18 protein-coding genes are annotated in these 22,633 nt (G+C 58.0%); 7 read left to right on the top strand and 11 right to left on the bottom strand.

Going from position 1 to position 22,633, the window contains the following annotated elements:
* The first annotated feature begins 181 nt into the window (after positions 1–181).
* Positions 182–1,177: a ubiquinone anaerobic biosynthesis protein UbiU gene (gene ubiU / locus G4923_RS17375; protein ID WP_106886573.1), complete on the top strand. Its 996-nt coding sequence runs from the start codon at positions 182–184 to the stop codon at positions 1,175–1,177.
* 12 nt (positions 1,178–1,189) lie between these two features.
* Positions 1,190–2,062, top strand: a complete 873-nt coding sequence (locus G4923_RS17370; protein WP_163137804.1) for a U32 family peptidase — start codon at positions 1,190–1,192, stop codon at positions 2,060–2,062.
* An 87-nt stretch (positions 2,063–2,149) separates the two neighbouring features.
* Here the strand turns inward: G4923_RS17370 and nlpI are convergent, their stop codons facing one another.
* The 7 genes from nlpI to queA all read right to left on the bottom strand — a co-directional run bounded on the left by nlpI (position 2,150) and on the right by queA (position 9,184).
* Entirely contained in the window at positions 2,150–3,082 is a 933-nt protein-coding gene (nlpI, locus tag G4923_RS17365) for a lipoprotein NlpI (protein ID WP_307764782.1), read from the bottom strand.
* A gap of 90 nt (positions 3,083–3,172) precedes the next feature.
* Positions 3,173–3,541 (bottom strand): rhodanese-like domain-containing protein, encoded by a 369-nt coding sequence (locus G4923_RS17360; RefSeq protein WP_163137803.1) that lies wholly within the window; start codon positions 3,539–3,541, stop codon positions 3,173–3,175.
* A gap of 106 nt (positions 3,542–3,647) precedes the next feature.
* Positions 3,648–4,595, bottom strand: coding sequence for a protein translocase subunit SecF (secF, locus tag G4923_RS17355; RefSeq protein ID WP_106886570.1), 948 nt, complete (start codon positions 4,593–4,595; stop codon positions 3,648–3,650).
* A gap of 9 nt (positions 4,596–4,604) precedes the next feature.
* Positions 4,605–6,458 (bottom strand): protein translocase subunit SecD, encoded by a 1,854-nt coding sequence (gene secD, locus G4923_RS17350; RefSeq protein ID WP_025327250.1) that lies wholly within the window; start codon positions 6,456–6,458, stop codon positions 4,605–4,607.
* An 18-nt stretch (positions 6,459–6,476) separates the two neighbouring features.
* Positions 6,477–6,812 (bottom strand): preprotein translocase subunit YajC, encoded by a 336-nt coding sequence (gene yajC / locus G4923_RS17345; protein WP_025327251.1) that lies wholly within the window; start codon positions 6,810–6,812, stop codon positions 6,477–6,479.
* Positions 6,813–6,862: 50 nt separating this feature from the next.
* A complete protein-coding gene (gene tgt, locus G4923_RS17340; protein ID WP_025327252.1) occupies positions 6,863–7,999 on the bottom strand; it encodes a tRNA guanosine(34) transglycosylase Tgt in 1,137 nt (378 codons plus the stop codon).
* 117 nt (positions 8,000–8,116) lie between these two features.
* On the bottom strand, positions 8,117–9,184 hold the full coding sequence (queA, locus tag G4923_RS17335) for a tRNA preQ1(34) S-adenosylmethionine ribosyltransferase-isomerase QueA (protein WP_163137802.1): 1,068 nt from the start codon (positions 9,182–9,184) through the stop codon (positions 8,117–8,119).
* Positions 9,185–9,459: 275 nt separating this feature from the next.
* Between queA and G4923_RS17330 the strand changes: the two genes are divergently transcribed.
* The 3 genes from G4923_RS17330 (at position 9,460) to ahpF (ending at position 12,843) form a co-directional block, all read left to right on the top strand.
* Positions 9,460–9,906: a CBS domain-containing protein gene (locus G4923_RS17330; RefSeq protein WP_106886567.1), complete on the top strand. Its 447-nt coding sequence runs from the start codon at positions 9,460–9,462 to the stop codon at positions 9,904–9,906.
* Positions 9,907–10,548: 642 nt separating this feature from the next.
* Positions 10,549–11,115: an alkyl hydroperoxide reductase subunit C gene (ahpC, locus tag G4923_RS17325; RefSeq protein ID WP_005324327.1), complete on the top strand. Its 567-nt coding sequence runs from the start codon at positions 10,549–10,551 to the stop codon at positions 11,113–11,115.
* A 141-nt stretch (positions 11,116–11,256) separates the two neighbouring features.
* The gene (ahpF, locus tag G4923_RS17320) at positions 11,257–12,843 is read left to right on the top strand and encodes an alkyl hydroperoxide reductase subunit F (protein WP_163137801.1); all 1,587 of its coding nucleotides are present in this window, start codon (positions 11,257–11,259) and stop codon (positions 12,841–12,843) included.
* Between the two features lie 75 nt (positions 12,844–12,918).
* On the opposite strand, the gene G4923_RS17315 is transcribed toward ahpF, so the two are convergent.
* Complete coding sequence (locus G4923_RS17315; RefSeq protein ID WP_163137800.1) at positions 12,919–14,229, bottom strand: MFS transporter; 1,311 nt, start codon at positions 14,227–14,229, stop codon at positions 12,919–12,921.
* A 116-nt stretch (positions 14,230–14,345) separates the two neighbouring features.
* On the opposite strand from G4923_RS17315, the gene G4923_RS17310 reads away from it, so the two are divergent.
* On the top strand, positions 14,346–14,591 hold the full coding sequence (locus G4923_RS17310) for a hypothetical protein (protein ID WP_025327258.1): 246 nt from the start codon (positions 14,346–14,348) through the stop codon (positions 14,589–14,591).
* A 128-nt stretch (positions 14,592–14,719) separates the two neighbouring features.
* On the opposite strand, the gene G4923_RS17305 is transcribed toward G4923_RS17310, so the two are convergent.
* The gene (locus G4923_RS17305; RefSeq protein ID WP_163137799.1) at positions 14,720–16,276 is read right to left on the bottom strand and encodes a sensor domain-containing diguanylate cyclase; all 1,557 of its coding nucleotides are present in this window, start codon (positions 16,274–16,276) and stop codon (positions 14,720–14,722) included.
* Positions 16,277–16,620: 344 nt separating this feature from the next.
* A complete protein-coding gene (locus G4923_RS17300; RefSeq protein WP_163137798.1) occupies positions 16,621–17,370 on the bottom strand; it encodes a class I SAM-dependent methyltransferase in 750 nt (249 codons plus the stop codon).
* Between the two features lie 218 nt (positions 17,371–17,588).
* Between G4923_RS17300 and G4923_RS17295 the strand changes: the two genes are divergently transcribed.
* Complete coding sequence (locus tag G4923_RS17295; RefSeq protein WP_163137797.1) at positions 17,589–18,074, top strand: VOC family protein; 486 nt, start codon at positions 17,589–17,591, stop codon at positions 18,072–18,074.
* Between the two features lie 145 nt (positions 18,075–18,219).
* Here G4923_RS17295 and G4923_RS17290 read toward each other — a convergent pair whose 3' ends face one another.
* Positions 18,220–22,572, bottom strand: a complete 4,353-nt coding sequence (locus tag G4923_RS17290; RefSeq protein ID WP_163137796.1) for an NACHT domain-containing protein — start codon at positions 22,570–22,572, stop codon at positions 18,220–18,222.
* Positions 22,573–22,633 lie beyond the last annotated feature (61 nt).

Raw genomic sequence — 22,633 nt, 5'->3', positions numbered from 1 at the left:
CCAGTTTTTTGCCCATTCAAACACAGTGCAATTATCAGGATCCTGTTGAAAATCAAACTTGTGCCGACTTACCTCAAGAAGGGTAAAGCCACCTAAAGCTGCCTCAGGTCAAAAAGCGGGGGCCCAAGCCTGCATACAATCGGGCCACTTTTTGCATTTTTGCCCTCTCGGAGCGTACCCGATGGAATTACTCTGCCCGGCAGGCAGCCTGCCGGCACTGAAGACAGCCGTGGATAACGGGGCCGATGCCGTCTATATCGGCTTCAAGGACGACACCAATGCCCGCCACTTCGCCGGCCTCAACTTCACGGACAGCAAGCTGGAAAGAGCGGTGGACTATGTGCACCAGCACGGTCGCAAGCTGCACATCGCCATCAACACCTTCGCCCACCCGGGCTCGGATGCCAGATGGAAGCAGGCGGTGGACAGAGGGGTGGCGCTCGGTGCCGATGCTCTGATCATCGCCGATCTCGCCGTGCTGGATTACGCCAGCCGCCATCATCCCGACATGGAGCTCCATGTTTCTGTGCAGGCCAGCGCCACCAACGCCGCCGCCATCCGCTTCTACCAGCAGCACTTCAACGTCGGCCGGGTGGTATTGCCACGGGTGCTCTCCATGCACCAGGTCAGGCAGCTGGCCCGCGAGACCGACGTCGGCCTCGAGGTGTTCGCCTTCGGCAGCCTCTGCATCATGGCGGAGGGGCGCTGCTATCTCTCCTCCTACATGACCGGCGAGAGCCCCAATACCGTGGGTGCCTGCTCCCCCGCCAAGTTCGTGCGCTGGGAGGAGACCCCGAACGGCCTCGAGTCGCGGCTCAACGAGGTGCTGATCGACCGCTACGGCCCCGGGGAAAACGCCGGTTACCCGACACTGTGCAAGGGGCGTTTCGAGGTGGATGGCCAGACCTATCACGCCCTGGAGGAGCCCACCAGTCTCAACACGCTTGGCTTGTTACCTGAGCTGTTCCAGACCGGGATCCAGTCGGTCAAGATCGAGGGTCGCCAGCGCAGCCCCGCCTATGTTGAGCAGGTAACCCGGGTCTGGCGCGCCGCCATCGACGCCTATCAGGCCAACCCCGACGCCTACAGCGTCAAGAGCGAGTGGGATGCCCAGCTTGCCCGCGTCTCCGAGGGAAGCCAGACCACCCTCGGCGCCTATCATCGCCAGTGGCAATAAAAGGAGCACATCATGCAATTCTCTCTCGGACCCCTGCTCTTCTACTGGCCCAAGGCCGATACCCAGGCCTTCTATGAGGCGGCGGCGCAGAGCCAGGCCGACATCATCTATCTGGGCGAGACGGTGTGCAGCAAGCGCCGTGAACTGAAAGGGGATGACTGGATTGCCCTGGCCCGCCAGGTGGCGAGCTCGGGCAAGCAGGCCGTGCTCTCCACCCTGGCGCTGATCTCGGCGCCGTCGGAGCTCAAGGAGGTCAAGCGGCTGGTCGACAACGGCGATCTTATGGTCGAGGCCAACGACCTCGGCACAGTCCAGCTCGCCTGGGAGGCGGGGCTGCCCTTCGTGTGCGGCCCGGCCATCAATGCCTACAACGCCGAGGTGCTGCGCATGCTGCTCAAACAGGGGATGCGGCGCTGGGTGATGCCGGTGGAGCTCTCCCGCGACTGGCTGGTGCAGCTCAATGAGGATCTGGGCAGCGCCCGCCAGCAGTTCGAGGTGGAGGTGTTCGCCTACGGCCACCTGCCGCTCGCCTATTCGGCGCGCTGCTTCACCGCCCGCTCCCTCGACAAGCCCAAGGACAACTGCGAGCTCGCCTGCATCCACTACCCCACAGGGCGCCTCGCCAGCAGCCGTGAGGGGCAGAAGGTGTTCAATCTCAACGGCATCCAGACCCAGTCCGGCTACTGCTACAACCTCGGCAACGAGCTCGAAGGCATGGCGGGACTGGTGGACGTGGTGCGCCTCTCCCCAGAAAGGATGGAGACACTCGACATACTGGCCTGTTTCAAGGCCAACCAGCAGGGTCAGGCACCGCTGCCCCTGCAGCAGGAGCGGGACTGCAACGGTTACTGGCGGCAGATCCCCGGCATGAGCCTGGTGGAATGACAGTGGAGTGACACCCCGCATCCCCCAGCAACAGACAGCAAAAAGGCCTCATCAAGAGGCCTTTTTCACTGAGGGCTGATGCCCTTCTCACGCTTTGCTGTTTTTGCCCTGGGCACCCGGTGGCAAGGGCTTGCGCGCCATCAGCTCCAGCTCCAGCAGGGCATAGCGATGCTCGATGAAGTCATAGACGTTGTTGGCCAGCGCCAGCTTGAAGTAGCTGATGGCTTCCTTGCGGTTGCCCTTGGCCAGCTCGAACTTGCCGAGGTAGAAGTAGGTTTCACACAGGCGCTCGGCAAGCTCCCGGTTGTCCTTCACCCCTTTCACCACGTTGCCCATCAGCTGGGTGGCGTTGATCTCGCCGGTATAGAGGCGGACCAGATCCCAGTTCCAGGCGTCGTCGTCATACTTGTTCAGCCGCTCGCGCATCCGGCTCATGGCCGCCGGCCCATTGAGCTTCTGCTCGGCAAGATAGAGCCAGATCACCCGGTAGGGATCTTCCGGCTGCGCCTCGTAGAAACGCTTCATGTCGGCGGTGGCAAGCTCGGGCCTGTTGCCGTAATAGAGCGCTATGCCACGGTTGAGGTAGGCGTAATCGTAATCCGGGGCGAGCTCGAGAGCCGAATCGAATGCCTCATAGGCCTCGTCATAGTTCTGTTGCTGAACCAGATAGACACCGATGAAGTTGTAAGCCTCGGCAAAGTCGGGCTTCTCCCGCAGGGCGCGGTTGAAGTCGAGCCGAGCGAGGGAACGAAGGCCAACCCGGTCAAACACCACGGCACGCTCATAGAACAGCTCGGCGCGCTGTTCGGTCGTCAATTCCATTTCACTGAGCATCTGCCCGAGTCGCGCCAAGGCCAACTCGCTCTGGTAGGAGACCTGCAAGGGGGTCGCCAATACCAATGAAGCGGGTTGCGGCTTGGGAACTTGAGGCGCTGTAACCTGACTGCTACTGCTGCATCCCCACATGGGGAGCAACAACAGGATACCGGTGAGGTATCCAATCCCTATCCTGACGTTCAATGAACACTCCGACGCTTACGCTTGACCCCGCATATGGTAAAGGTCAACCGGCCTTTTGTCATGTGGCGCAACCCCTATCCCTCAAATAAATCAGGATTCGACAGGGTATCCGGCGTCACGCCAACCACGAAAGCCTCCATCGACGCTGACCACCCGGGAATACCCCATCTTTTGCAGGTTGTCCGCCGCCAGGATGGAGCGAAATCCCCCACCACAATAGAGGTAGAGCTCGGTGTCGGGATCGGGAAAACGGGTCTCGATGTCCCGCTCCATCACGCCGCGGCCAAGGTGTTCGGCCCCCGGCAGGTGCCCTTTCGCCCACTCGTTATCTTCCCTTACATCGATCAGGTGAAAAACACGGCCTTCTTCCTGCCAGCGCCTGATCTGGTGCACGTCGGTTTCCCGTATCTGCGGGCGAATGGCCTCTACCAGGGCCAGAAAACGGGGATTGTGTTGCATGGCTTGCTCCTTGCATTCTTGCAATGGGTCATGAGGATGGGTACTGGGGAGCATAATGACTCAGCCGCCCCCCAAGAGAAAGGGCGCCTTGTGGCGCCCTTGTCTGTTACGGCAGGATCTCTTGCTGATCCGCCCCTTCTTTTTCCACCTGGGTCGGCAGCATGTGCTCCCGCTTGACCCCGAAGAACATGGCAGAGGCACTCGCCACATAGATGGAGGAGTAGGTCCCGAAGGCCACCCCTATCACCATGGCGATGGCAAAACCGTGGATCAGCGGGCCGCCCTTGAGCAGCAGCGCCACCACCACCACGAAGGTCAACCCCGAGGTGATGATGGTCCGGCTCAGGGTCTCGGTCATGGAGAGATCCATGATGAAGGCGGTATCCCCCTTGCGCACCTTGCGGAAGTTCTCCCGCAGGCGGTCGAACACCACTATGGTGTCGTTCAGGGAGTAGCCCACCAGCGTCATCAGCGCCGCCAGCACGGTCAGGTCGAACTCGTACTGGAAGTAGGCGAAGATGCCGAGGGTGATGATGACGTCGTGCGCCAGGGAGAGGATGCCCCCCATCGCCAGACGCCATTCGAAGCGCACCGCCACGTAGGCCAGGATACAGAGGATGGAGGCCAGCATGGCCAGGGCACCGTCTGTCGCCAGCTCGTCACCCACCGAAGGACCGACGAACTCGACCCGCTTGAGCACGGCGCCCTCGTCGATCAGCTTGGCGGCCGCCAGCACCTCGTTGCCCTGCTGCTCGACCTTGACCCCCTCCTGGGGGGCCATGCGCACCAGCACGTCGCGGCTGGAGCCGAAGAATTGCAGGGTCGCCCCTTCAATCTTCTGCTGATCCAGCGCTTCGTGCATCTTGTCCAGGCTCACCGATTGCTGGAACCCCACCTCTATGGTGGTGCCCCCGGTAAAGTCCAGCCCCCAGTTCAGGCCGCGATCGAACAGGCAGAACAGGGCAAGCATCGTCAGCAAGGCAGAGAACACCATTCCCGACTTGGCGAAACGCATGAAGGGGATGGGCTTTTCAAAATGTAGAATCTGAAACATGTCTCTTCCTTAGATCGGCAGCTTGTCGATGCGCCGTCCGCCCCAGGCCAGGTTGATGATGGCGCGGGATACAGTAATGGCCGTAAACATGGAGGCGGTCAGACCTATGCCCAGGGTCAGGGCGAAGCCCTTGATGGCGCCGGTGCCGATACCAAACAGGATCACACAGGTGATGAGCGAGGTGACGTTCGAGTCGGCGATGGTCGAGAAGGCGCGGTCGAAGCCCATGTGGATGGCTTGCTGCACCCCGCGGCCGTTGCGGATCTCTTCACGAATACGCTCGTAGATCAGCACGTTGGCATCCACCGCCATGCCCAGCGTCAGCACGATACCGGCGATACCCGGCAGTGTCATGGTGGCCCCGGGTATCATCGACATGATGCCGACGATCAGCACCAGGTTCATGGAGAGGGCCAGGTTGGCCACCCAGCCGAACGCACGGTAGTAGATCCCCATGAACAGCACTATCACCAGCATGGCCCAGCCGATGGCTTCCATACCGCTGTCGATGTTCTGCTGACCCAGGCTCGGGCCTATGGTGCGCTCTTCGACTATCTGGATAGGGGCTATCAGGGCACCGGCACGCAGCAGCAGCGCCAGGTTGTGGGCTTCGTTGGCGTTGTCGATACCTGTGATGCGGAACTGGCTGCCAAGGCGCGACTGGATGGTGGCGACGTTGATCACCTCCTCCTGCTTGCGGAACTTGCGCTTGCCGTCCGGACCGGGTTGACCCACCGGCTTGTACTCGATGAAGACGGTGGCCATGCCCTTACCAACGTTGTCCTTGGTAAAGTTGGCCATCTTGTTGCCACCCTGGCCATCGAGCTTGATGTTGACCTGGGGACGGCTGTATTCATCGAAACCGGACTGGGCACCCACTATGTGGTCACCGGTCAGGATCACCCGCTTTTGCAGCACCACGGGACGACCGTTGCGATCGTTGTAGACCTTGGAGCTCGGCGGCACCCGGCCCGCGGCAGCGGCCTGGATGTCGGCGGCCTCATCGACCATGTGGAACTCCAGGGTGGCGGTGGCCCCCAGGATCTCCTTGGCACGGGCGGTGTCCTGGATACCGGGCAGCTCCACCACGATGCGCTCGGCACCCTGTTGTTGTACCAGCGGCTCGGCCACACCCAGCTCGTTCACCCGGTTGCGGATGATGGTGATGTTCTGCTCGAGGGCGTACTTCTTCACTTCCTTGATCTTGGCTTCACTCAGGCCAGCCAGCAGGATGAAGTCATCCCCCTTCTGCTCTGTGGTGAAGGTGAGATCCGGATTCTGCCGACGCAGGAAAGAGGCCGCCTTGGCCTGATCGGCCTCCTCGCGGAACACCACCTGCACCTGATCACCGACCCGGCGCACGCCGGAGTAACGGATCTTCTGGGTGCGCAGCTCGGAGCGGAAATCCTGTACCATCTGCTCTTGCTGCTTGGTCAGCGCCTCGGCCATGTCCACTTCCATCAGGAAGTGCACACCACCGCGCAGGTCCAGACCCAGCTTGAGGGGAGCGGCGCCTATGGCTTCGAGCCAGGCAGGCGTGGAAGGTGCCAGGTTGAGGGCAGTGATGAAGTTGTCGCCCAGCTTGTTGGCGACAATGTCACGTGCCTTGAGCTGGTCTTCGGTATTGGTGAACCGGATCAGGATGAAACCGTGTTCGAACGCAGCATGTTTGACCGGGATCTGAGCCGCCTCGAGCGTCTCCTTCACCTGATCGAGCGTCTCTAGTTTGACTTCGGCACCACGGCTGGCAGATACCTGCAAGGCCGGGTCTTCGCCGTAAAGATTGGGGGCTGCATATAGAAAACCGATGGCGATCACGACGATCACCATCAGGTATTTCCACAGCGGATAGCGATTTAACACGCTGTGCTCCTCGGGAGATTAAAGGGACTGGATAGAACCCTTGGGCAGAACGGCAGAGACGAAATCACGCTTGATGGTGACTTGGGTCTGATCGTTCAGGGCCAGCACTATGTAGTCGCTATCGGTGGAGACCTTGGCGATCTTGCCGACCAGGCCACCGGAGGTGAGCACTTCGTCACCCTTGGCCAGGGAGCTCATCAGATCGCGATGAGTCTTGGCGCGCTTGGCCTGGGGACGATAGATCATGAAATAGAAGATGAGGCCAAACACGGCCAGCATGATGATCATTTCCATGCCACCACCCTGTGCACCCGGAGCTGCGCCTTCTGCATACGCCTTGGAGATAATGCTCATTTAACAACCTCTTATTGATGTAGATTTGAAAACTAACTTATATGTCGTTGTTATTTCACGTCATTTTCAGTTAACGGAGGCACGGGCTTCCCTTGCCGACGGTAAAACTCAGTTACAAAGTCGTCTAATTTACCCTGCTCGATCGCGTCCCGCAAACCCTGCATCACACGCTGGTAATAACGCAGGTTATGAATGGTATTCAGACGGGCACCGAGGATCTCGTTGCACTTGTCCAGATGGTACAGATAGCTGCGGGTGTAGTTCTTGCAGGTGTAGCAGTCGCAGTCCGCATCCAGGGTGCTGGTGTCCTCGCGATACTTGGCATTGCGGATCTTGACCACACCATCGGTGGTGAACAGATGACCGTTGCGAGCGTTGCGGGTCGGCATCACGCAATCGAACATGTCGATGCCGCGGCGCACCCCTTCCACCAGATCTTCGGGCTTGCCCACCCCCATCAGGTAGCGCGGCTTGTCGGCCGGGATTTTCGGGCAGACGTGATCCAGGATGCGGTGCATGTCTTCCTTGGGCTCACCCACCGCCAGACCGCCGACCGCATAGCCGTCGAAGCCTATCTCCAGCAGGCCGTCCAGGGAGACATCCCGCAGCGGCTCGTAGACGGAGCCCTGGATGATGCCGAACAGGGCGTTCTTGTTGCCCAGGGCATCAAACTTGTCGCGGGAGCGCTTGGCCCAGCGCAGGGACATCTCCATGGACTTGCGGGCCTCTTCGTAGGTCGCCGGATAGGGCGTGCACTCGTCGAAGATCATCACGATGTCGGAGCCCAGATCGTACTGGATCTCCATGGATTTCTCGGGGTCGAGGAAGATCTTCTCGCCGTTGATGGGATGACGGAAGTGCACCCCCTCTTCGGTTATCTTGCGAATGTGACCCAGGCTGAACACCTGGAAACCGCCGGAGTCGGTGAGGATGGGGCCTTGCCAGTTCATGAAGTCGTGCAGGTCGCCGTGGGCACGCATCACCGCCTGACCCGGCCGCAGCCAGAGGTGGAAGGTGTTGCCAAGCAGGATCTGGGCGCCGGTCTCGCGCACCTCTTCCGGGGTCATCCCCTTGACGGTGCCGTAGGTACCGACCGGCATGAAGGCCGGGGTCTGGACCACACCGCGCTCGAATACCAGCTGACCGCGACGGGCGCGACCATCTGTGGTTTTCAGTTCAAATTTCATTGCTACCTCGATTCAGTCAGAGAAACAGTCTGACAACGGAGGGCCCCATGGGCCCGATACAAGAAACCGGCCAGAATCCTGACAAGGAGTCCCTGAACGGCTTCTGAAGGCTGAGGCTTATGCCTCAACCTGGCGACGGGTGACGAACATGGCGTCCCCGTAGCTGAAGAAACGGTACTGCTCTTCCACCGCCGCCTGATAGGCCGCCATCACCTGATCGTACCCGGCGAAGGCGCTGACCAGCATGATCAGGGTCGATTCGGGCAGGTGGAAGTTGGTGACCATGGCATCGACAATCTGGAACTCGTAGCCCGGGAAGATGAAGATGTCGGTGTCGCTGAAGAAGGGCGCCAGCGGCTTGCCCTGGGCCAGGGTCACCTTGGCCGCGCTCTCCAGGGAGCGCACCGAGGTGGTGCCCACCGCAATCACCCGGCCACCCCGGGCGCGGGTCGCGGCTATGGCGTCCACCACCTCCTGGGGCACTTCGGCATACTCGGAGTGCATGTGGTGATCTTCAATCTTCTCCACCCGCACCGGCTGGAAGGTGCCCGCCCCCACGTGCAGGGTGACGAAGGCCAGCTCCACCCCCTTGGCCCGGATCTGCTCGAGCAGCGGCTCGTCGAAGTGCAGACCGGCGGTCGGCGCCGCCACGGCGCCCGGCTTCTGGTTGTAGACGGTCTGGTAGCGCTCCTTGTCGGCATCCTCGTCGGGCCTGTCGATATAGGGCGGCAGCGGCATGTGGCCTATGGCCTCCAGGATCTCAAGCACGGGGCGCGGGTCCAGGAAGTGGATCTCGAACAGGGCGTCGTGGCGGGCGCGCATCTCGGCCTCGACCTTATCCCCATCGGGGCCACCCTCCAGAATGAGGCGGGTGCCGGGCTTGGGGGACTTGGAGGAGCGGACATGGGCCAGCACGCTGTGCTCGTCCAGGATGCGCTCCACCAGCACCTCCAGCTTGCCGCCGCTGGCCTTCTGGCCAAACATGCGCGCCGGAATGACGCGAGTGTTGTTGAACACCAGCAGATCGCCGGGATTGAGCCGCTCCAGCACATCCACAAATTGACCGTGGCGCAGTGCGCCGCTTTGACCATCGAGCTGCAACAGGCGGCTGGCGGTACGCTCTGCCATCGGATAGCGGGCAATCAGCTCGTCTGGCAGATCAAAATGAAAATCGGATACTTGCATCTTTCACCTCGGGGGAATCGGCGGCTAGTCTAGTTATCCCCCTCTTCCAAGGCAACCCAAAAGACCAAAAACCCAAGGCCGGCAAGGGATAGCGCTCTTTTTGTGAGCCTTGTGGGCCCTTGACGCGCCGACACGGGCGCTTGGGCGCCAATTTGTGCCCCGCAGCGCTCACAGCCCCTGAGTTAATGATTCTTTAATGATCTGTATTGACCCTGATCAGGTTCCACGGCCAGGAGCTGAGCTAGGGTGAGATCAGAGACACAAGGAGGCCCACCATGATGACCCTGACTGAAATCATGACCGAACACCCCTTCACCCTGGGGCCGCAGAACAGCGTCAAGCAGGCGATGGAGCTGATGCAGCAGGAGCAGATCCGCCACATCCCCATCGTCGACGAGCACCAGCATCTGCTGGGACTGGTCACCCTCTCCGACATCCTGGCCACCCGCGAGTCCAAGCTGCTGCTGATCAATCCGGAGCGGGAGGCAGAATTCACCGACAGCGTCCAGCTCGACGAGATCATGACCCGCCAGGTGGCGAGCGTGGATCCCCACGCCGGCATCAAGGAGGCGGCCCTCTACCTGCAGCGCCACAAATATGGCTGCCTGCCGGTGGTACGGGGACGCAAGCTGGTGGGCATAGTCACTGAGTCGGATTTCATCACTGTGGCCATCAATCTGCTGGAATTGATGGAAGAGCAGGAGCCGCCCTCGGATTTCTGATCACAAAGAACTGTAATAAAATTACAATAAAAGCGTTTTCAGCCTAAATAACCGGCTAAATAACTGAAACACTTTCAGTTTGATTGAAAAATTACACCACAAACTTGCTTTGTGATCTTCATCACACTATGATGCCGTCCATGCAATAGTTGCCGAAGAGGAGATGAGGATTGTGCACCCGATGTCTTCTCTTCATATGTCTGCAAGTTTGCACACCCCGTAGTTAGTCTTTGCTGTAAAGCATTTTTATATCGCCATTCCTTGTTTGATGACCCGGCCCTGTCTGTGCGACGGCGCCGGGATTTTTTTTGCCCGTCTCTCATGCTCTCCCCCCTGTCCCGACGCGCCTTCAATACTCCTCTCGCCCCTCTGGCATAAAACAAGTTCCCATCCGGGACTTGAAAATGTGACATGGAGGACAGAAATTGAACTTCGACAATGAGTTATCTCTGAAGGCCTGAGATATTCATGTTAGGTACAGTTGCGATGGGCTATCTAATAAATAGATTTAAGTGATTCAAAATTGTGGCTTTGACCGATTAGAGAAAAGCCCTATGATGCCTCCATCGAAAGTTAAGCGCCTCGCCTGGCCAAGCACTTCACGACCAGACGGGCATATGTACATCACCAAGGAGCAAATACATGTCTACCTATATCAACACTGAAATCAAGCCGTTCAACGCTACCGCCTACCACAATGGCAAATTCGTTCAGGTGTCTGACGCTGACCTGAAAGGCAAGTGGTCCGTGGTCTTCTTCTACCCGGCTGACTTCACCTTCGTTTGCCCGACCGAGCTGGGCGATCTGGCTGACAACTACGCTGCCTTCAAGAAGCTGGGCGTCGAGATCTACGCCGTCTCCACCGACACCCACTTCACTCACAAGGCCTGGCACGACACTTCTGACACCATCAAGAAGATCCAGTACCCGATGATCGGCGACCCGACCGGCACCATCACCCGCAACTTCGGCGTGATGATCGAAGAAGCTGGCCTGGCTGACCGCGGTACCTTCGTCATCGACCCGCAAGGCGTCATCCAGATCGTTGAAATCAACGCCGGCGGTATCGGCCGTGACGCTCTGGAACTGCTGCGCAAGGTCAAGGCTGCCCAGTACGTTGCCGCTCACCCGGGTGAAGTGTGCCCGGCCAAATGGCAAGAAGGCGATGCCACCCTGGCCCCGTCCCTGGATCTGGTAGGCAAAATCTAAGCCTCCTGCTCTCCAAGACCGGCCCACTCAAGGGCCGGTCTGCTTTCTGGCCCAGCGCTTCCTGCATTCACTGTTTTTTGCATCCAGTGCTTTCTGTATTCATGAATAGTGCCGACCGCCATAACAAGAAGGAATTCGACCATGTTAGATACCAACCTCAAACAACAACTCAACGGTTACTTGCAGTACATCGTCAATCCCATCGAGATCAGCGTGTCCGGCAATGACAGCGACAAATCCGCAGAGCTCCTGGCATTGGCCAACGAGATAGCAGAGATGTCCCCCAAGATTTCCATGACCGATGGCACTGCCGCTCGCAAGCCTTCCATGAGCGTGGCGCCACAAGGCCAGGCACCGCGCGTGCATTTTGCCGGCATCCCCATGGGTCATGAATTTACCTCCCTGGTGCTCGCCCTGCTGCAAAGCGGCGGTCACCCCTCCAAGGCCGATCCGGCCGTGCTGGAGCAGGTGAAAAACCTCAAGGGCGAGTTCCACTTCGAGACCTATATCTCCCTCTCCTGCCACAACTGCCCGGACGTGGTGCAGGCCCTGAACCTGATGGCCACCCTGAACCCCGGCATCACCCACACCATGATCGACGGTGCCCTGTTCCAGGATGAGGTGAACGAGCGCCAGATCATGGCGGTGCCGAACGTCTACCTGAACGGCCAGCCGTTCAGCCAGGGTCGCACTTCTCTGGAAGAGATAGTCGCCAAGCTCGATACCGGCGCGGCCGAGCGCAAGGCCGCAGAGCTGAGCGAAAAAGCCCCCTATGACGTGCTGGTGGTGGGTGGTGGCCCGGCTGGCGCTGCTGCCGCCATCTATGCCGCCCGCAAGGGGATCCGCACCGCCATCGTCGCCGAGCGCTTCGGCGGTCAGGTGATGGACACCGTCGGCATAGAGAACTTCATCTCCGTGCCCTACACCGAGGGCCCCAAGCTGGCCGCGAGCCTGGAGCAACACGTCAAGCAGTACGGCGTGGAAGTGATCACCGAGCAGCGTGCCGCCGCCATCAGCAAGGATGGCTATGTGAACGTGGAGCTGGCCTCCGGCGCCACCTTGAAGAGCCGCGCCGTGATCCTGGCGACCGGTGCCCGCTGGCGCGATCTGAACGTACCTGGCGAGCTCGAGTACCGCACCAAGGGCGTGGCCTACTGCCCCCACTGCGACGGTCCCTTCTTCAAGGGCAAGCGGGTGGCGGTGATAGGTGGCGGTAACTCCGGCATCGAAGCGGCCATCGACTTGGCCGGCATCGTCGAGCACGTTACCGTGGTGGAGTTCGCCGATTCCCTGCGCGCCGACGAAGTGCTGCAGAAGAAGGCCCGCTCCATGGGCAACATCGACATCATCATGAGTGCCCGCACCACCGAAGTGATCGGTGACGGCAGCAAGGTGGTGGGCATGGACTACGAGGATCGCACCACGGGCGAGATCAAGCACCTGGCGGTAGCGGGCATCTTCGTGCAGATAGGTCTGGTACCGAACACCGAGTTCCTCAAGGGGAGCGAGGTGGCCCTGACCCGCTTTGGCGAGATCGAGATCGACACCAAGGGCGCGACCTCCCTGCCCGGTGTCTATGCCGCAGGGGACGCCACCACGGTGCCGTTCAAGCAGATCATCATCTCCATGGGCGCCGGTGCCACCGCAGCCCTGGGTGCCTTCGATTACCTCATCCGCAATGCGGCCCCTGAGGCTCATGCCGTCAAGGCAGACGCTGTGACCGCCTGATAACGGCCTTAGCACCAACAAGAAGCCGACTCCCTGGAGTCGGCTTTTTTATGCGCGTCTTCGGGCAGGCGGCTCTCAGCGAGCCTGCGGCTCCTCCATCCCCTCCACATCCTCCACATCCTCCACCTCGGGCGTGGCATAGGTCGCGGGCACCGCCTCCCCTTCCAGATCCGTTCTCGGCTCCAGCTCGGCGGTCATGGGGGTATTGGGCGGCACCGGCATGAACACCTGGTGCTCGGCCAGGGGGATGGGTGCCCGCTGCCGCCTGCGCCAGCCCAGATAGCCCGCCAGCAGGGCGCCGCACAGGGCGAAGTAGACGAACAGCCCCTCTGACCCGAACTGCAGCATGACGAAGGGGGCCAGCAGCGGCCCTATCATGGCCCCCAGGCTGTAGGCGAGCAGCAGCCCCTGATTGGCCCCCAGCACCTGATCCGGGCGCAACTCGTCGCAGGCGTGACTGAGGCTCAAGGGATAGATGGAAAACGCCATCCCCCCCAGCAGGAACACCAGGGCCCCCGCGATCGGCTCGCGCCAGCCCTCGGGCAACAACACCATCAGCAGGGCGAGCAGAGTCAGCGCTGCGCACAGCAGCAGGATCACCAGCCGCCTGTCATAGCGGTCAGACATCCGCCCTATGGGGTATTGCAGGCACATGCCCCCCAGGATCACCAGCGCCATCATGTCCGCCACCCGCGAGAGCGAGGCGCCGCTGTCGGTAAAGTAGAGCGGCAACAAGCCGTAGATGGCCCCGAGGATGAGGCCCGAGGTGAAGCTGCTGCCCATCCCCGCCGGAGTGAGCCGGACAAGCTCCAGCACCCCGACCGGTTGGGGCGCCACCATGGCAGGGGTGGCCACCCGGGAGAGGGCGAGCGGCACCACCGACAGGGTGGCGGCCATGGCGCACAGGGCAAAGGGGGTCAACACCATGGGATCCACCCACTTGAGCAGCAACTGGCCCATGGCCAGGGATCCGTAGAGCAATATCATGTAGAGGGACATCAGCCGTCCCCGGTTGGCCGGGGTGCTGGAGACCAGCATCCAGGACTCCAGCACCACGAACAGGCCGCCGGTGGCAAAGCCCCCCACCAGCCGCAGCGCCGCCCAAGCGATGGGCTCCACCACCATGCCGTGCAGCAGGAACAGGAAACAGAGCAGGGAGGCGTAGGCCGCATAGGCCCGGATATGGCCCACCCGTATGATGAGGCGGGCGTTGATGAAGGCCCCCAGCACCAGGCCCCCGAAATAGGCCGCCGACACCAGGCCGATGGCCTGCACCGAGACCTGTTCTGCCGAGAGGCGCACCGTCAGCAGGGTATTGAACATGCCGTGGCCCAGAATGAAGATCACCAGACTGGTCAGGGGTGACAGCAACCTTGTGAGTGTCATGACGCCTCCTCGTGTCGAAAAGATCATGGTAGCGTCTGTTTCTTGCCCGGTTCAACCCAATAGTCCCGGCCCTCTGGGGCTATTCTTAACGGGATCCCATCAAGGAGGTCGTCAAAATGAGACTCATGCTGTTGTTGGCTGCCCTGCTCTTCGCCGGGAGCGCCATCGCCTTTCACTGCCCCATGGACATGAAGAAGATTGATGATGCCCTGGCCACGAACCCCGCCCTCAGTGCCGAGAAACTGGCCGAAGTGAAGCAACTAAGGGCCGAAGGAGAGACCCTGCATAACGCGGGCAAGCATCAGGAATCCGTCGATACCCTGGCCAAAGCCATGGCCATCCTGGGCATAGACCAGGGCTAAGGTCACAAGGCCCCCTCGCGACTGTCTGCTTCGCAGCACAGCCAAACGAGGTACCCGGGAAATAACAAAGGCCCTCGCCGTGAACGACGAGGGCCTTGTCATGAGAGAGACGCCAGCAGCCAGGGCGCTCACTCCTCGCTGCGATGAATGCGGTTCTTGCCGGCCCGTTTGGCCTGATACATGGCCTTGTCGACCAGGGTCATCAGCGCCTCGGGGGGGCGGCCCCGGCTTTCGCCTATGCCGGCACTAAAGGTGACCCGCATCCCCTTCTCCCGCCATTTCAGCTCACTGAGCCGGCAGCGCCACAGCTCCATCAACCCCTCGGCCTGTGCCAGCGAGTGCTGCTCGAAGAGGGCGACCAGCTCCTCGCCACCGTAACGACACAGGGAAACCCCCTCCCCCAGCAACTCCCGTCCCAGCTCGACACTGCGGCACAGCGCCGCATCACCGCCGGCATGACCATAGACGTCGTTGAGCTGCTTGAAATTGTCCAGATCGACCAGGGCCAGGACGACACTGCGCCCCTCCTGGTGCAACTGGCGCAGCCGCTGATCCAGGAAGCGCCGATTATAGCTGCCGGTGAGCGCGTCCCTGTGGGCCAGGTCAAAGGACTCTTGCAGGTGATCAGACACCTGATCCAGCTCCTGATCCAGCAAGGCCATCTCAGGGAAGGAGGGCAAGGCACTCACCGGCCGGGGTTCGCGCGCACCGGCGCCGAGTCGGCGGATGCGGCTCGCCAGACTGTCGATGAGTACCAGCAAACGCAGGCGAAAGAAGGCCGACATTGTGATGAAGAGGGCGCAGGCAACGGCCAGCAGCCCCAGCGCCAGGCTGCCCCCGATGACGGCAACCGAATCCCGCCTTGGCTGCACAGTGATGGCCATCCAGTGCTCCCTGTCTGGCAGGGTACCGTAAGCCACATATTCGTTGCTCATCTCCTCGTAGAAAGAACCTGATTGCGCCGTCAGGCGCGCCAGCCAGGGTGCCTGCAAGATCTGGCCGTTGTAGGCCGACTGCGAACTCACCAGGATCTGGTTGGTGCGGCGGTCAATCACCATGTGGCTCACGGCGTTGTCCCCATAGAGCATGTCCCTAAGCATCTGGGACCACTGTGCGACGTTCACATCGATGCCGATGACCCGCTCACCCTGCTGCTGGTCATCGGGCAGGCGATGGGCCAGGGTCAGAATATGATCGCCCGTCAAAATGTCCTGATAGGCCGGTGTCCAGTAGAAGGCGCGCGACGCCAGCGCTCCCTTGAACCAGGCGCGGGAGTCCACATTGACCTTGGCATTCACCCAGGCCAGATCCGCCTCTTCGCTGCCGGAGAAGAAATAGCCATTCGAATCGGCATGAAAAATCAGCATCACCAGGGGATCCAGGGCCGTCATCTTCCCCCAGCGCTCGCGATAGGCCTCCCGGGTTCTGGAGGAGGAGAGCACTGGGGTCAGTGCATCCGCAGTGACTTCGACAGACATCAGCTGCTCGAGGTGATCGAGCATCCTGGCTTCGGTCACCACCGCCATGCCGTTGAGGCTGACCAGCTTCTGCTCCACCACCACCCCGTGGTTGTAGACGGAGAGGGAGAACATGCCGCCGATCCCGAGCAACATCGGCAAGGCCAGCAGCCAGAGATAGCCTGTAATGAAGGTGAAATTTTTCTGCGTGCGTCTGAAGGTCAACATACCCTGGGTCCTGCTCAATACCCCGCTGTTTGCCCTGCAAGACAGGCATGGCCACATCGGAAGGCGCGCAGTATGCCGCCAGCCCTTCAGGGAGGGCGACTCTTTTCACGGCCTTGTTCAAGCACGATTCAGGCAGATTTTCGGCGAAATTAGGTTTTATCAGGGGAAACAGATAGATGCGGTCTATTTTCTGAGCAAAAAAAACAGTCGGCAACGCCAGGGTGTCGTTTTCTGCGATTAGAGAACGGGAGCCAAGGGAGCGTGCCTTTTGCGCCGACTGTCACCAGTCCACGCGATTGGGCATGCCCCCTGCCCCGTCGCCTTCATTTTCTGCATGGGCCCCGTTACACCCGGCCGCTGTAGACCAGGGTGCAATAGTTGAAAGAGACCCTGCCGCCCACCGCATTTCGGCCAAATTCGCGGCGGATGAGCGCCGTCATCTGCTCATGGGCCGGGGTGCCGACGGCGGGGGCATAGGAGGAGGAGTTGAGCCGCCCCAGCACGCCGTCCAGATCGAACAGTTGGCGGTTTTCGAAGCGATCGAGCCGATACTCCCCCTCGAAGAAGGCACGAAAGTCGTGCTCGCCGAGGTTGCGATGATTGACCTCCTCGTAATCCCCGGAATAGGCGTGCAACCCCTCCTCATAGGCCCTGAGAAAGGGGGTGTCGGTCAGCCTGTCATTCCAGATGAGGGCGACCCGGCCACCGGGTCTGAGCAGGCGCTGGCACTCCTGCCGAAAGGCCGCGCGATCGAACCAGTGAAACGCCTGGGCGACAGTGACCAGATCCACCGAGCCCGTCGGCAGGCCCGTGGCCTCCGCACTGCCGTGAGACCAGCCGATGTTGCCCACATCCGCCAGCAGTCGCCTCGCGGCGGCCCGCATCTCGTCATTGGGCTCCACCGCCCAGACCCGCGCCACCCGGGGTGCGAGCAGGGCGGTCAGGATGCCGGTGCCCGCCCCTATGTCGGCCACCTGGGCCTCTGGCCCCATGGCAAGCTCGCCAGCCAGAAAGTCCAGCATGGCCGCCGGATAACCGGGGCGGTACTTCACATAGGCCTCGACCCGGGTCGAGAATCGCTGGGTACTGTCCATCGCGCACACCTCTCTTGTCATTGGCGGGGCATAGGGTCGCCCTGCCTGTCGCTCTGCACGCCAAACCGGGCGGCCCGGATCCCTATGCCACTACACTTGACGACATCATGCAACTCCCCGGCTGGCAACAGAGGGCGCCAGGCGGCAACGCCCGGGCGAGATGAAGAGAGAGCAGGATGACAGACACCAAGATGAGAGCAACCGGCAGGAGCCACGAGATGATGACAGCCGCAAAGAACAGGATTTGCCTCTGGTATGACGGGGATGCCGAAGAGGCGGCACGGTTTTACGCAAGCACCTTCCCCGACTCCGCCGTCGACGCCGTGCACCGCGCCCCGGCCGACTACCCCGCCGGCAAGCGAGGGGATGTGCTGACGGTCGAGTTCAGGGTGATGGGGATCCCCTGCCTCGGGCTCAATGGCGGCCCCGGGGTCAAGCACAGCTGGGCCTTCTCGTTCCAGGTCGCAACGGAGACCCAGGCCGAGACGGATCGCTACTGGCACGCCATCATAGATAACGGTGGTCAGGCGAGCGAGTGCGGCTGGTGTCAGGACAAGTGGGGCATCTCCTGGCAGATCACCCCCCTGGCCCTCACCGAGGCGATCACGGATCCCGACCCCGAGGCCGCCAGGCGCGCCTTCGAGGCCATGATGCAGATGGGCAAGATAGATATCGCCGCCATAGAGGCGGCGCGGCGTGGTTGAAGCGACCATAACCCTCGACATCTCGCTAATTGATCAAAAGCTAACACCGTGGGAGATTGTGCTGAAAAGCCCCTACCAAAGGTACTGGTTGGAAGCTATTTCTCACTGCAGCCTGAGATAAATCCTGTTCGAAAGACTGGCAACTTTACGCAGGATTAACCCTTTTCTTCATCACCCCAGACCGAGACTGCTTTTCTGTCAGCAGCCTCGGTCTAAGATCCAGCACATGTATGGTCAATGAAACTGCACCTCCCATTTCCCGCTCTACACGTCTGGCTTCATCATCCAACAGCTCCTTGAGCTCTTCTAAGCCGATTCTTTCCCCGCTATCAGGATGCTGCCAATACCGGTTCTTGGATATAGTTATAACTAAGGCACCTGAGCAGCGGGTCTCCAGAGAAAGGTATTTAATTGCCAACTGCTCACCAATAGTTTCTCGTAAGACGTTGGCTGACCACCTGTTACCATCCTCAATTTTTAACTCGATTACAGCTTCATAATTGGATGCAAGTGAGCAAAGACGAATATCGGTCTCTTTTTCATCTGCAGTTACTGCTTCTTGAACAACCTTATAAAGCCCATTGGCAGCATGCTGTAATTCTTGTGCGATTGCACGCCGCATTAACTTTTCTTGATGGATTTCAGCCCACAGTTCACGTGGCGACTCATCGCTATTTAATAATTCATCAAGATCAGCCAAGCGATCACGCAGCAAGGTGAACATAGCCGCATTAGTAGTCAGTGGAAGTTCACCTTTATGTTCGAGTTCACGACATTGCTGTTCATCCAAGAGTACTGAATCAATTTCTTTGGCCCATGCTTCCTGAGCTAATGCCAGAATCCGATCTTTAAAATGAGAAAATAGGGGGTCAATGGCCATATCATGTTTAACTTGCCATCCTTCTTCTCCTTGTGACTCCAACAATGCAGTCAGAATTGCATTGCGTGCATATTCGGCATTATCACGCATATCGGGTGTATAACAGCCTTCATGTTCAGCATCATCCTGACGTCTTATATGCTGGTACGCCAGACGGGCAAGCCTGAGCAATAATTCAGGTGTGAAATCATTATTTCTTACATTAATGCCATCATGGCGTTCATTAAACAATTTTGTAAACCATTCCACGGCCTTGCTTAATGGCTCAGGTTCAATCTCTCGTAATTTTTCTTCAAGTACATCAACACCCAGCTCAGGGTTTAAACGAATCAAGGTTGATAACCAGAGTAGCATAGCTGGTTCCAACAGTTTTTTGCTTATATATTCCTGAGCCATAGAACATAGCTGAGCTTTCTGATCAATATCGCCATACTTTAAAATCAACTCAATCACTCTGGAATAGCGAGATGTCAGTGATGATAATTGAAATTCATCAGCGACTATGGGCTTAATTTCACTCAACCATGCAATCATACGAGGGATAAAAAGTATGGTCACTGGATCAGGGGCATTATGGAGGCGTTGCAACAACATGGAATGATGAATTTCATTGGCAGAGGTAGAGAGTACCCAATCAAGCTCTTTACCAAAAACCTCACTGATAGCAGATGGATGTTGCTTAACCAAGTCATAAATCCAACTTGGTAATTCATTCAGCTCAAGTAATGAATAGCGAGCGGCACGCATTGCCTCTTCATAGGTCAGCTGGCTTGCCCAATTGGGCCCCTCAGCTTCAGCATAGAGCCCAGCCAAACCGAATCGCCATAAGTCGAAATATGTACTTCGTTGATCTTCTGGTCTCTCACAAATGAGAGTTGGGAGATGCTCTCGCCAGCACTCCATAAAAATCGTACGCAGCCAGTCTGTAACTGTTTCTCCAAAATGAGATTCGAGAAAAGAGCGATTCCAACCGGATAAATTACTATCATCCGAGCCACTTATCATCACTCTGAATAAATCCCAAGCCAAATTTTTACAACGTTCATCCGAAAAGTTCTTGTCAGGACATTCTGATATTTCACGATGTAGCATCACCCAACTGGCACGGTTCTTTGCTGCTTTTCGCTCTCTTCTTTTATCTCGAATGGCTTCTTCACGCCGGGCTCTTTCATGCTTTATATCAAAGGTAGAGGGCTTCATTATCTCATCGAGATATAAAATAAAATCCGGACAATCTATCACCAAGGGGCGTAAGTCTATTGGCGAGATACGCAATAGATAAAGAGCAACATGCATAAGCATCTGACGCTCAAAAAATGGCTTATCTTTACCTTGAAGGTCACTGACCACCCAGGCCCGATCCAGCTGTACCGTAAAGTTAATAAGCGAATCATAAGGGATAATTTCAACCACCCGTTTCCATGTATCATCGATCGGACATAGGGATTGCACCAAAGCATCAATTGCCCAAAAAACCTGCTTTCTATTTTTGCTATCAAGTTCATTTATTCGCTGTGACAATTCCTTATGAATTTTGTCATCATCGTATTCATGTTGACGCAGACGCAATGCAAGTACGCAAGCATGAATCCATTGTTCGGAACACTGGTGATCGAGTCCGCGAATGCAAACAGCAGCTAATGTACTGCTCAGATACTGGCGAGGAGACACCATATGTGGCCATTGCTCTTGCCGCCATTGCAACCTATCCGAGATGAGGTTTACTAATTTTTCCCGCAGATCCTCCAGTTGTGACATGACAAGTGGTGCATTTTTGATTAGCGATGGCAGTCGCCAACTTAGGTTGCTAACTGACCGCTTTTTCCATTGCAGCCAGCCTAATGACTGACAGAGCTGCGCTACAGAAAGATAACTTGGAAACAGTGCAAGAATTGCTTCACGCACTATTTCGTCAGGCCAGTCAGGATGTTGAGAAACCATCAGTGCAGCTATTTCACCCAATCTTGGGTCGTTCAGCGCTTGCAGTGCATGAATTGCATAAATACGCTCCACCTCAACAAGCATTGAATCCGTGGCAACTGAATATACAAGATCAGAAGAGCCAAAAATCACTCCTCGCTCAATGAGCTCCAGCAAAACACATCGCACCTCATGATTCTCGATACCTTGCTGCCACTGCAGATTAATCTCATCAGTCAACTCAGGAGTCGCAAAGCGTTTAATTTGGATAGATGGAGTGTGTAAACCACGCCTCCCTCCTCTTCCATAACGCTGAACATATGCACCAAGAGCTTGTTTACGCTGAGCAAGAGTCAATGATGCAGGGTCGCCTTCATCCAGCAGCAGCGTCGGCTCATAGTCACGAATTGCTTGAAAAATATCGTCATTCAATGATGCCAGCCAACCTGCAAGCGCACGCTTGGAAGGAAGTACAATGGTATTACCCTTCGTTTCAATAAAGAGCAGCCGCTTGAGCGCCCGAAGCGACATCCCATTATTCCTCATCTCATGCAATCTTTTTGCGGCAAGAAATTCTGACACTGAACGATGGTGAAAACGCACCCGGCCATAAGATGCGAACCCAAACAAAGGGCGCTCCAACAACGTTTTCCGTTCATCTTGTGTCCAATCTGACAAGATTATCGCCGGGTCAAGGGCAGCCTCACCCTGCTGAACATTATCAGCTTTAGCACTGTGTCTGATCGTCAGGCGACGGGTCAGCCACATGGCCAGAGCCAGCCTGCTCGCCCCCTCGATTGCCTTATCTATTGAGAGTTCGGTAAGCTCACCTCTATCTTCCCTATCCCGAGGTTTGAGTTTGATACGAATACTGGCTTCAACTTGCTGGCGATGGGTTCGAAGCTGAAATCCCGCACGCCAATCAGCGCATAGCTCAATGAGATCTTGAGGACGTCTGGCAAACTCAAAGGCGTTTTGCCTCTCAATGTCACTGAGCAATTCGGCTGTATTTTTGACACCCTGTAATTCGGCAAACTCAGCGATCTGAGGATTAGACAGCGGCATCAGAGCAACGGTGCGCCACTCAGGAATGGACTCTTCATTCGATTGGCCAGAGGAGATGGGCATATGCTCGCCCAACGCCATGCTGGCAAATTCTCTTTCCTTTTCTTCAGTCGACTGGAGCTTAATCTGTGGTGGTACCGGCAGTTTGCTGCGAACGAGTTGCCCATCAAAAGGGATCGGGCGGGTCGTCACTACAACTCGCACCCTTCCCAAGTTAATCTGACCATTAATATCTTTTACAAAACGATTTAGCGCTTGTTCGAAAGAACCTCTGGTCAACTGCAGTTCGTCATAGGAATCCAGAAAAAAGGTGGCAACCTCAAATTTGGAGGCCAGCCATAGATCAAAACACTCTTCATCCTCATAACTCAGCAGATCCCGCAGATTGCTTGAAGCCAAGCTGGCCAACTCAACAAAGAATGCAGCTTCACCCGCAGCTGCTAGGTGACGGGCTTGCTCTTTGCACTCATGGGTCTTGCCTGCACCCGCTTCGGAAATCAGAAGAATACGTTTTGAGCGCAATAACTCTTCCCACGTTACACCGTCTGACCAACCTAGCTGAATGAGGAAATTCTGCTTATCCGCATCAACAACTTGTTCTTCATCAATGTCATGGAAAGTACGTTCAATCATGACTGCTCGCTGCGTGGTGTTGGATGGATGACAGTAGTAACCAGAGAAGAAAGCTTCAAGG

Source organism: Aeromonas rivipollensis (assembly GCF_010974825.1).
GTDB lineage: Bacteria > Pseudomonadota > Gammaproteobacteria > Enterobacterales > Aeromonadaceae > Aeromonas > Aeromonas rivipollensis.
The sequence above is the reverse complement of the archived record's forward strand: the minus strand, read 5'-3'. Positions and strand labels throughout refer to the sequence as shown.

Coding starts and splice junctions, on each gene's coding strand:
- tgt (WP_025327252.1), bottom strand. CDS start 7,999: ATGAAATTTGAACTGAAAACCACAGATGGTCGCGCCCGTCGCGGTCAG.
- yajC (WP_025327251.1), bottom strand. CDS start 6,812: ATGAGCATTATCTCCAAGGCGTATGCAGAAGGCGCAGCTCCGGGTGCA.
- ahpF (WP_163137801.1), top strand. CDS start 11,257: ATGTTAGATACCAACCTCAAACAACAACTCAACGGTTACTTGCAGTAC.
- G4923_RS17310 (WP_025327258.1), top strand. CDS start 14,346: ATGAGACTCATGCTGTTGTTGGCTGCCCTGCTCTTCGCCGGGAGCGCC.
- ubiU (WP_106886573.1), top strand. CDS start 182: ATGGAATTACTCTGCCCGGCAGGCAGCCTGCCGGCACTGAAGACAGCC.
- G4923_RS17330 (WP_106886567.1), top strand. CDS start 9,460: ATGATGACCCTGACTGAAATCATGACCGAACACCCCTTCACCCTGGGG.
- G4923_RS17315 (WP_163137800.1), bottom strand. CDS start 14,229: ATGACACTCACAAGGTTGCTGTCACCCCTGACCAGTCTGGTGATCTTC.
- G4923_RS17370 (WP_163137804.1), top strand. CDS start 1,190: ATGCAATTCTCTCTCGGACCCCTGCTCTTCTACTGGCCCAAGGCCGAT.
- queA (WP_163137802.1), bottom strand. CDS start 9,184: ATGCAAGTATCCGATTTTCATTTTGATCTGCCAGACGAGCTGATTGCC.
- G4923_RS17360 (WP_163137803.1), bottom strand. CDS start 3,541: ATGCAACACAATCCCCGTTTTCTGGCCCTGGTAGAGGCCATTCGCCCG.
- G4923_RS17290 (WP_163137796.1), bottom strand. CDS start 22,572: ATGATTGAACGTACTTTCCATGACATTGATGAAGAACAAGTTGTTGAT.
- ahpC (WP_005324327.1), top strand. CDS start 10,549: ATGTCTACCTATATCAACACTGAAATCAAGCCGTTCAACGCTACCGCC.
- G4923_RS17300 (WP_163137798.1), bottom strand. CDS start 17,370: ATGGACAGTACCCAGCGATTCTCGACCCGGGTCGAGGCCTATGTGAAG.
- G4923_RS17295 (WP_163137797.1), top strand. CDS start 17,589: ATGATGACAGCCGCAAAGAACAGGATTTGCCTCTGGTATGACGGGGAT.
- G4923_RS17305 (WP_163137799.1), bottom strand. CDS start 16,276: ATGTTGACCTTCAGACGCACGCAGAAAAATTTCACCTTCATTACAGGC.
- secF (WP_106886570.1), bottom strand. CDS start 4,595: ATGTTTCAGATTCTACATTTTGAAAAGCCCATCCCCTTCATGCGTTTC.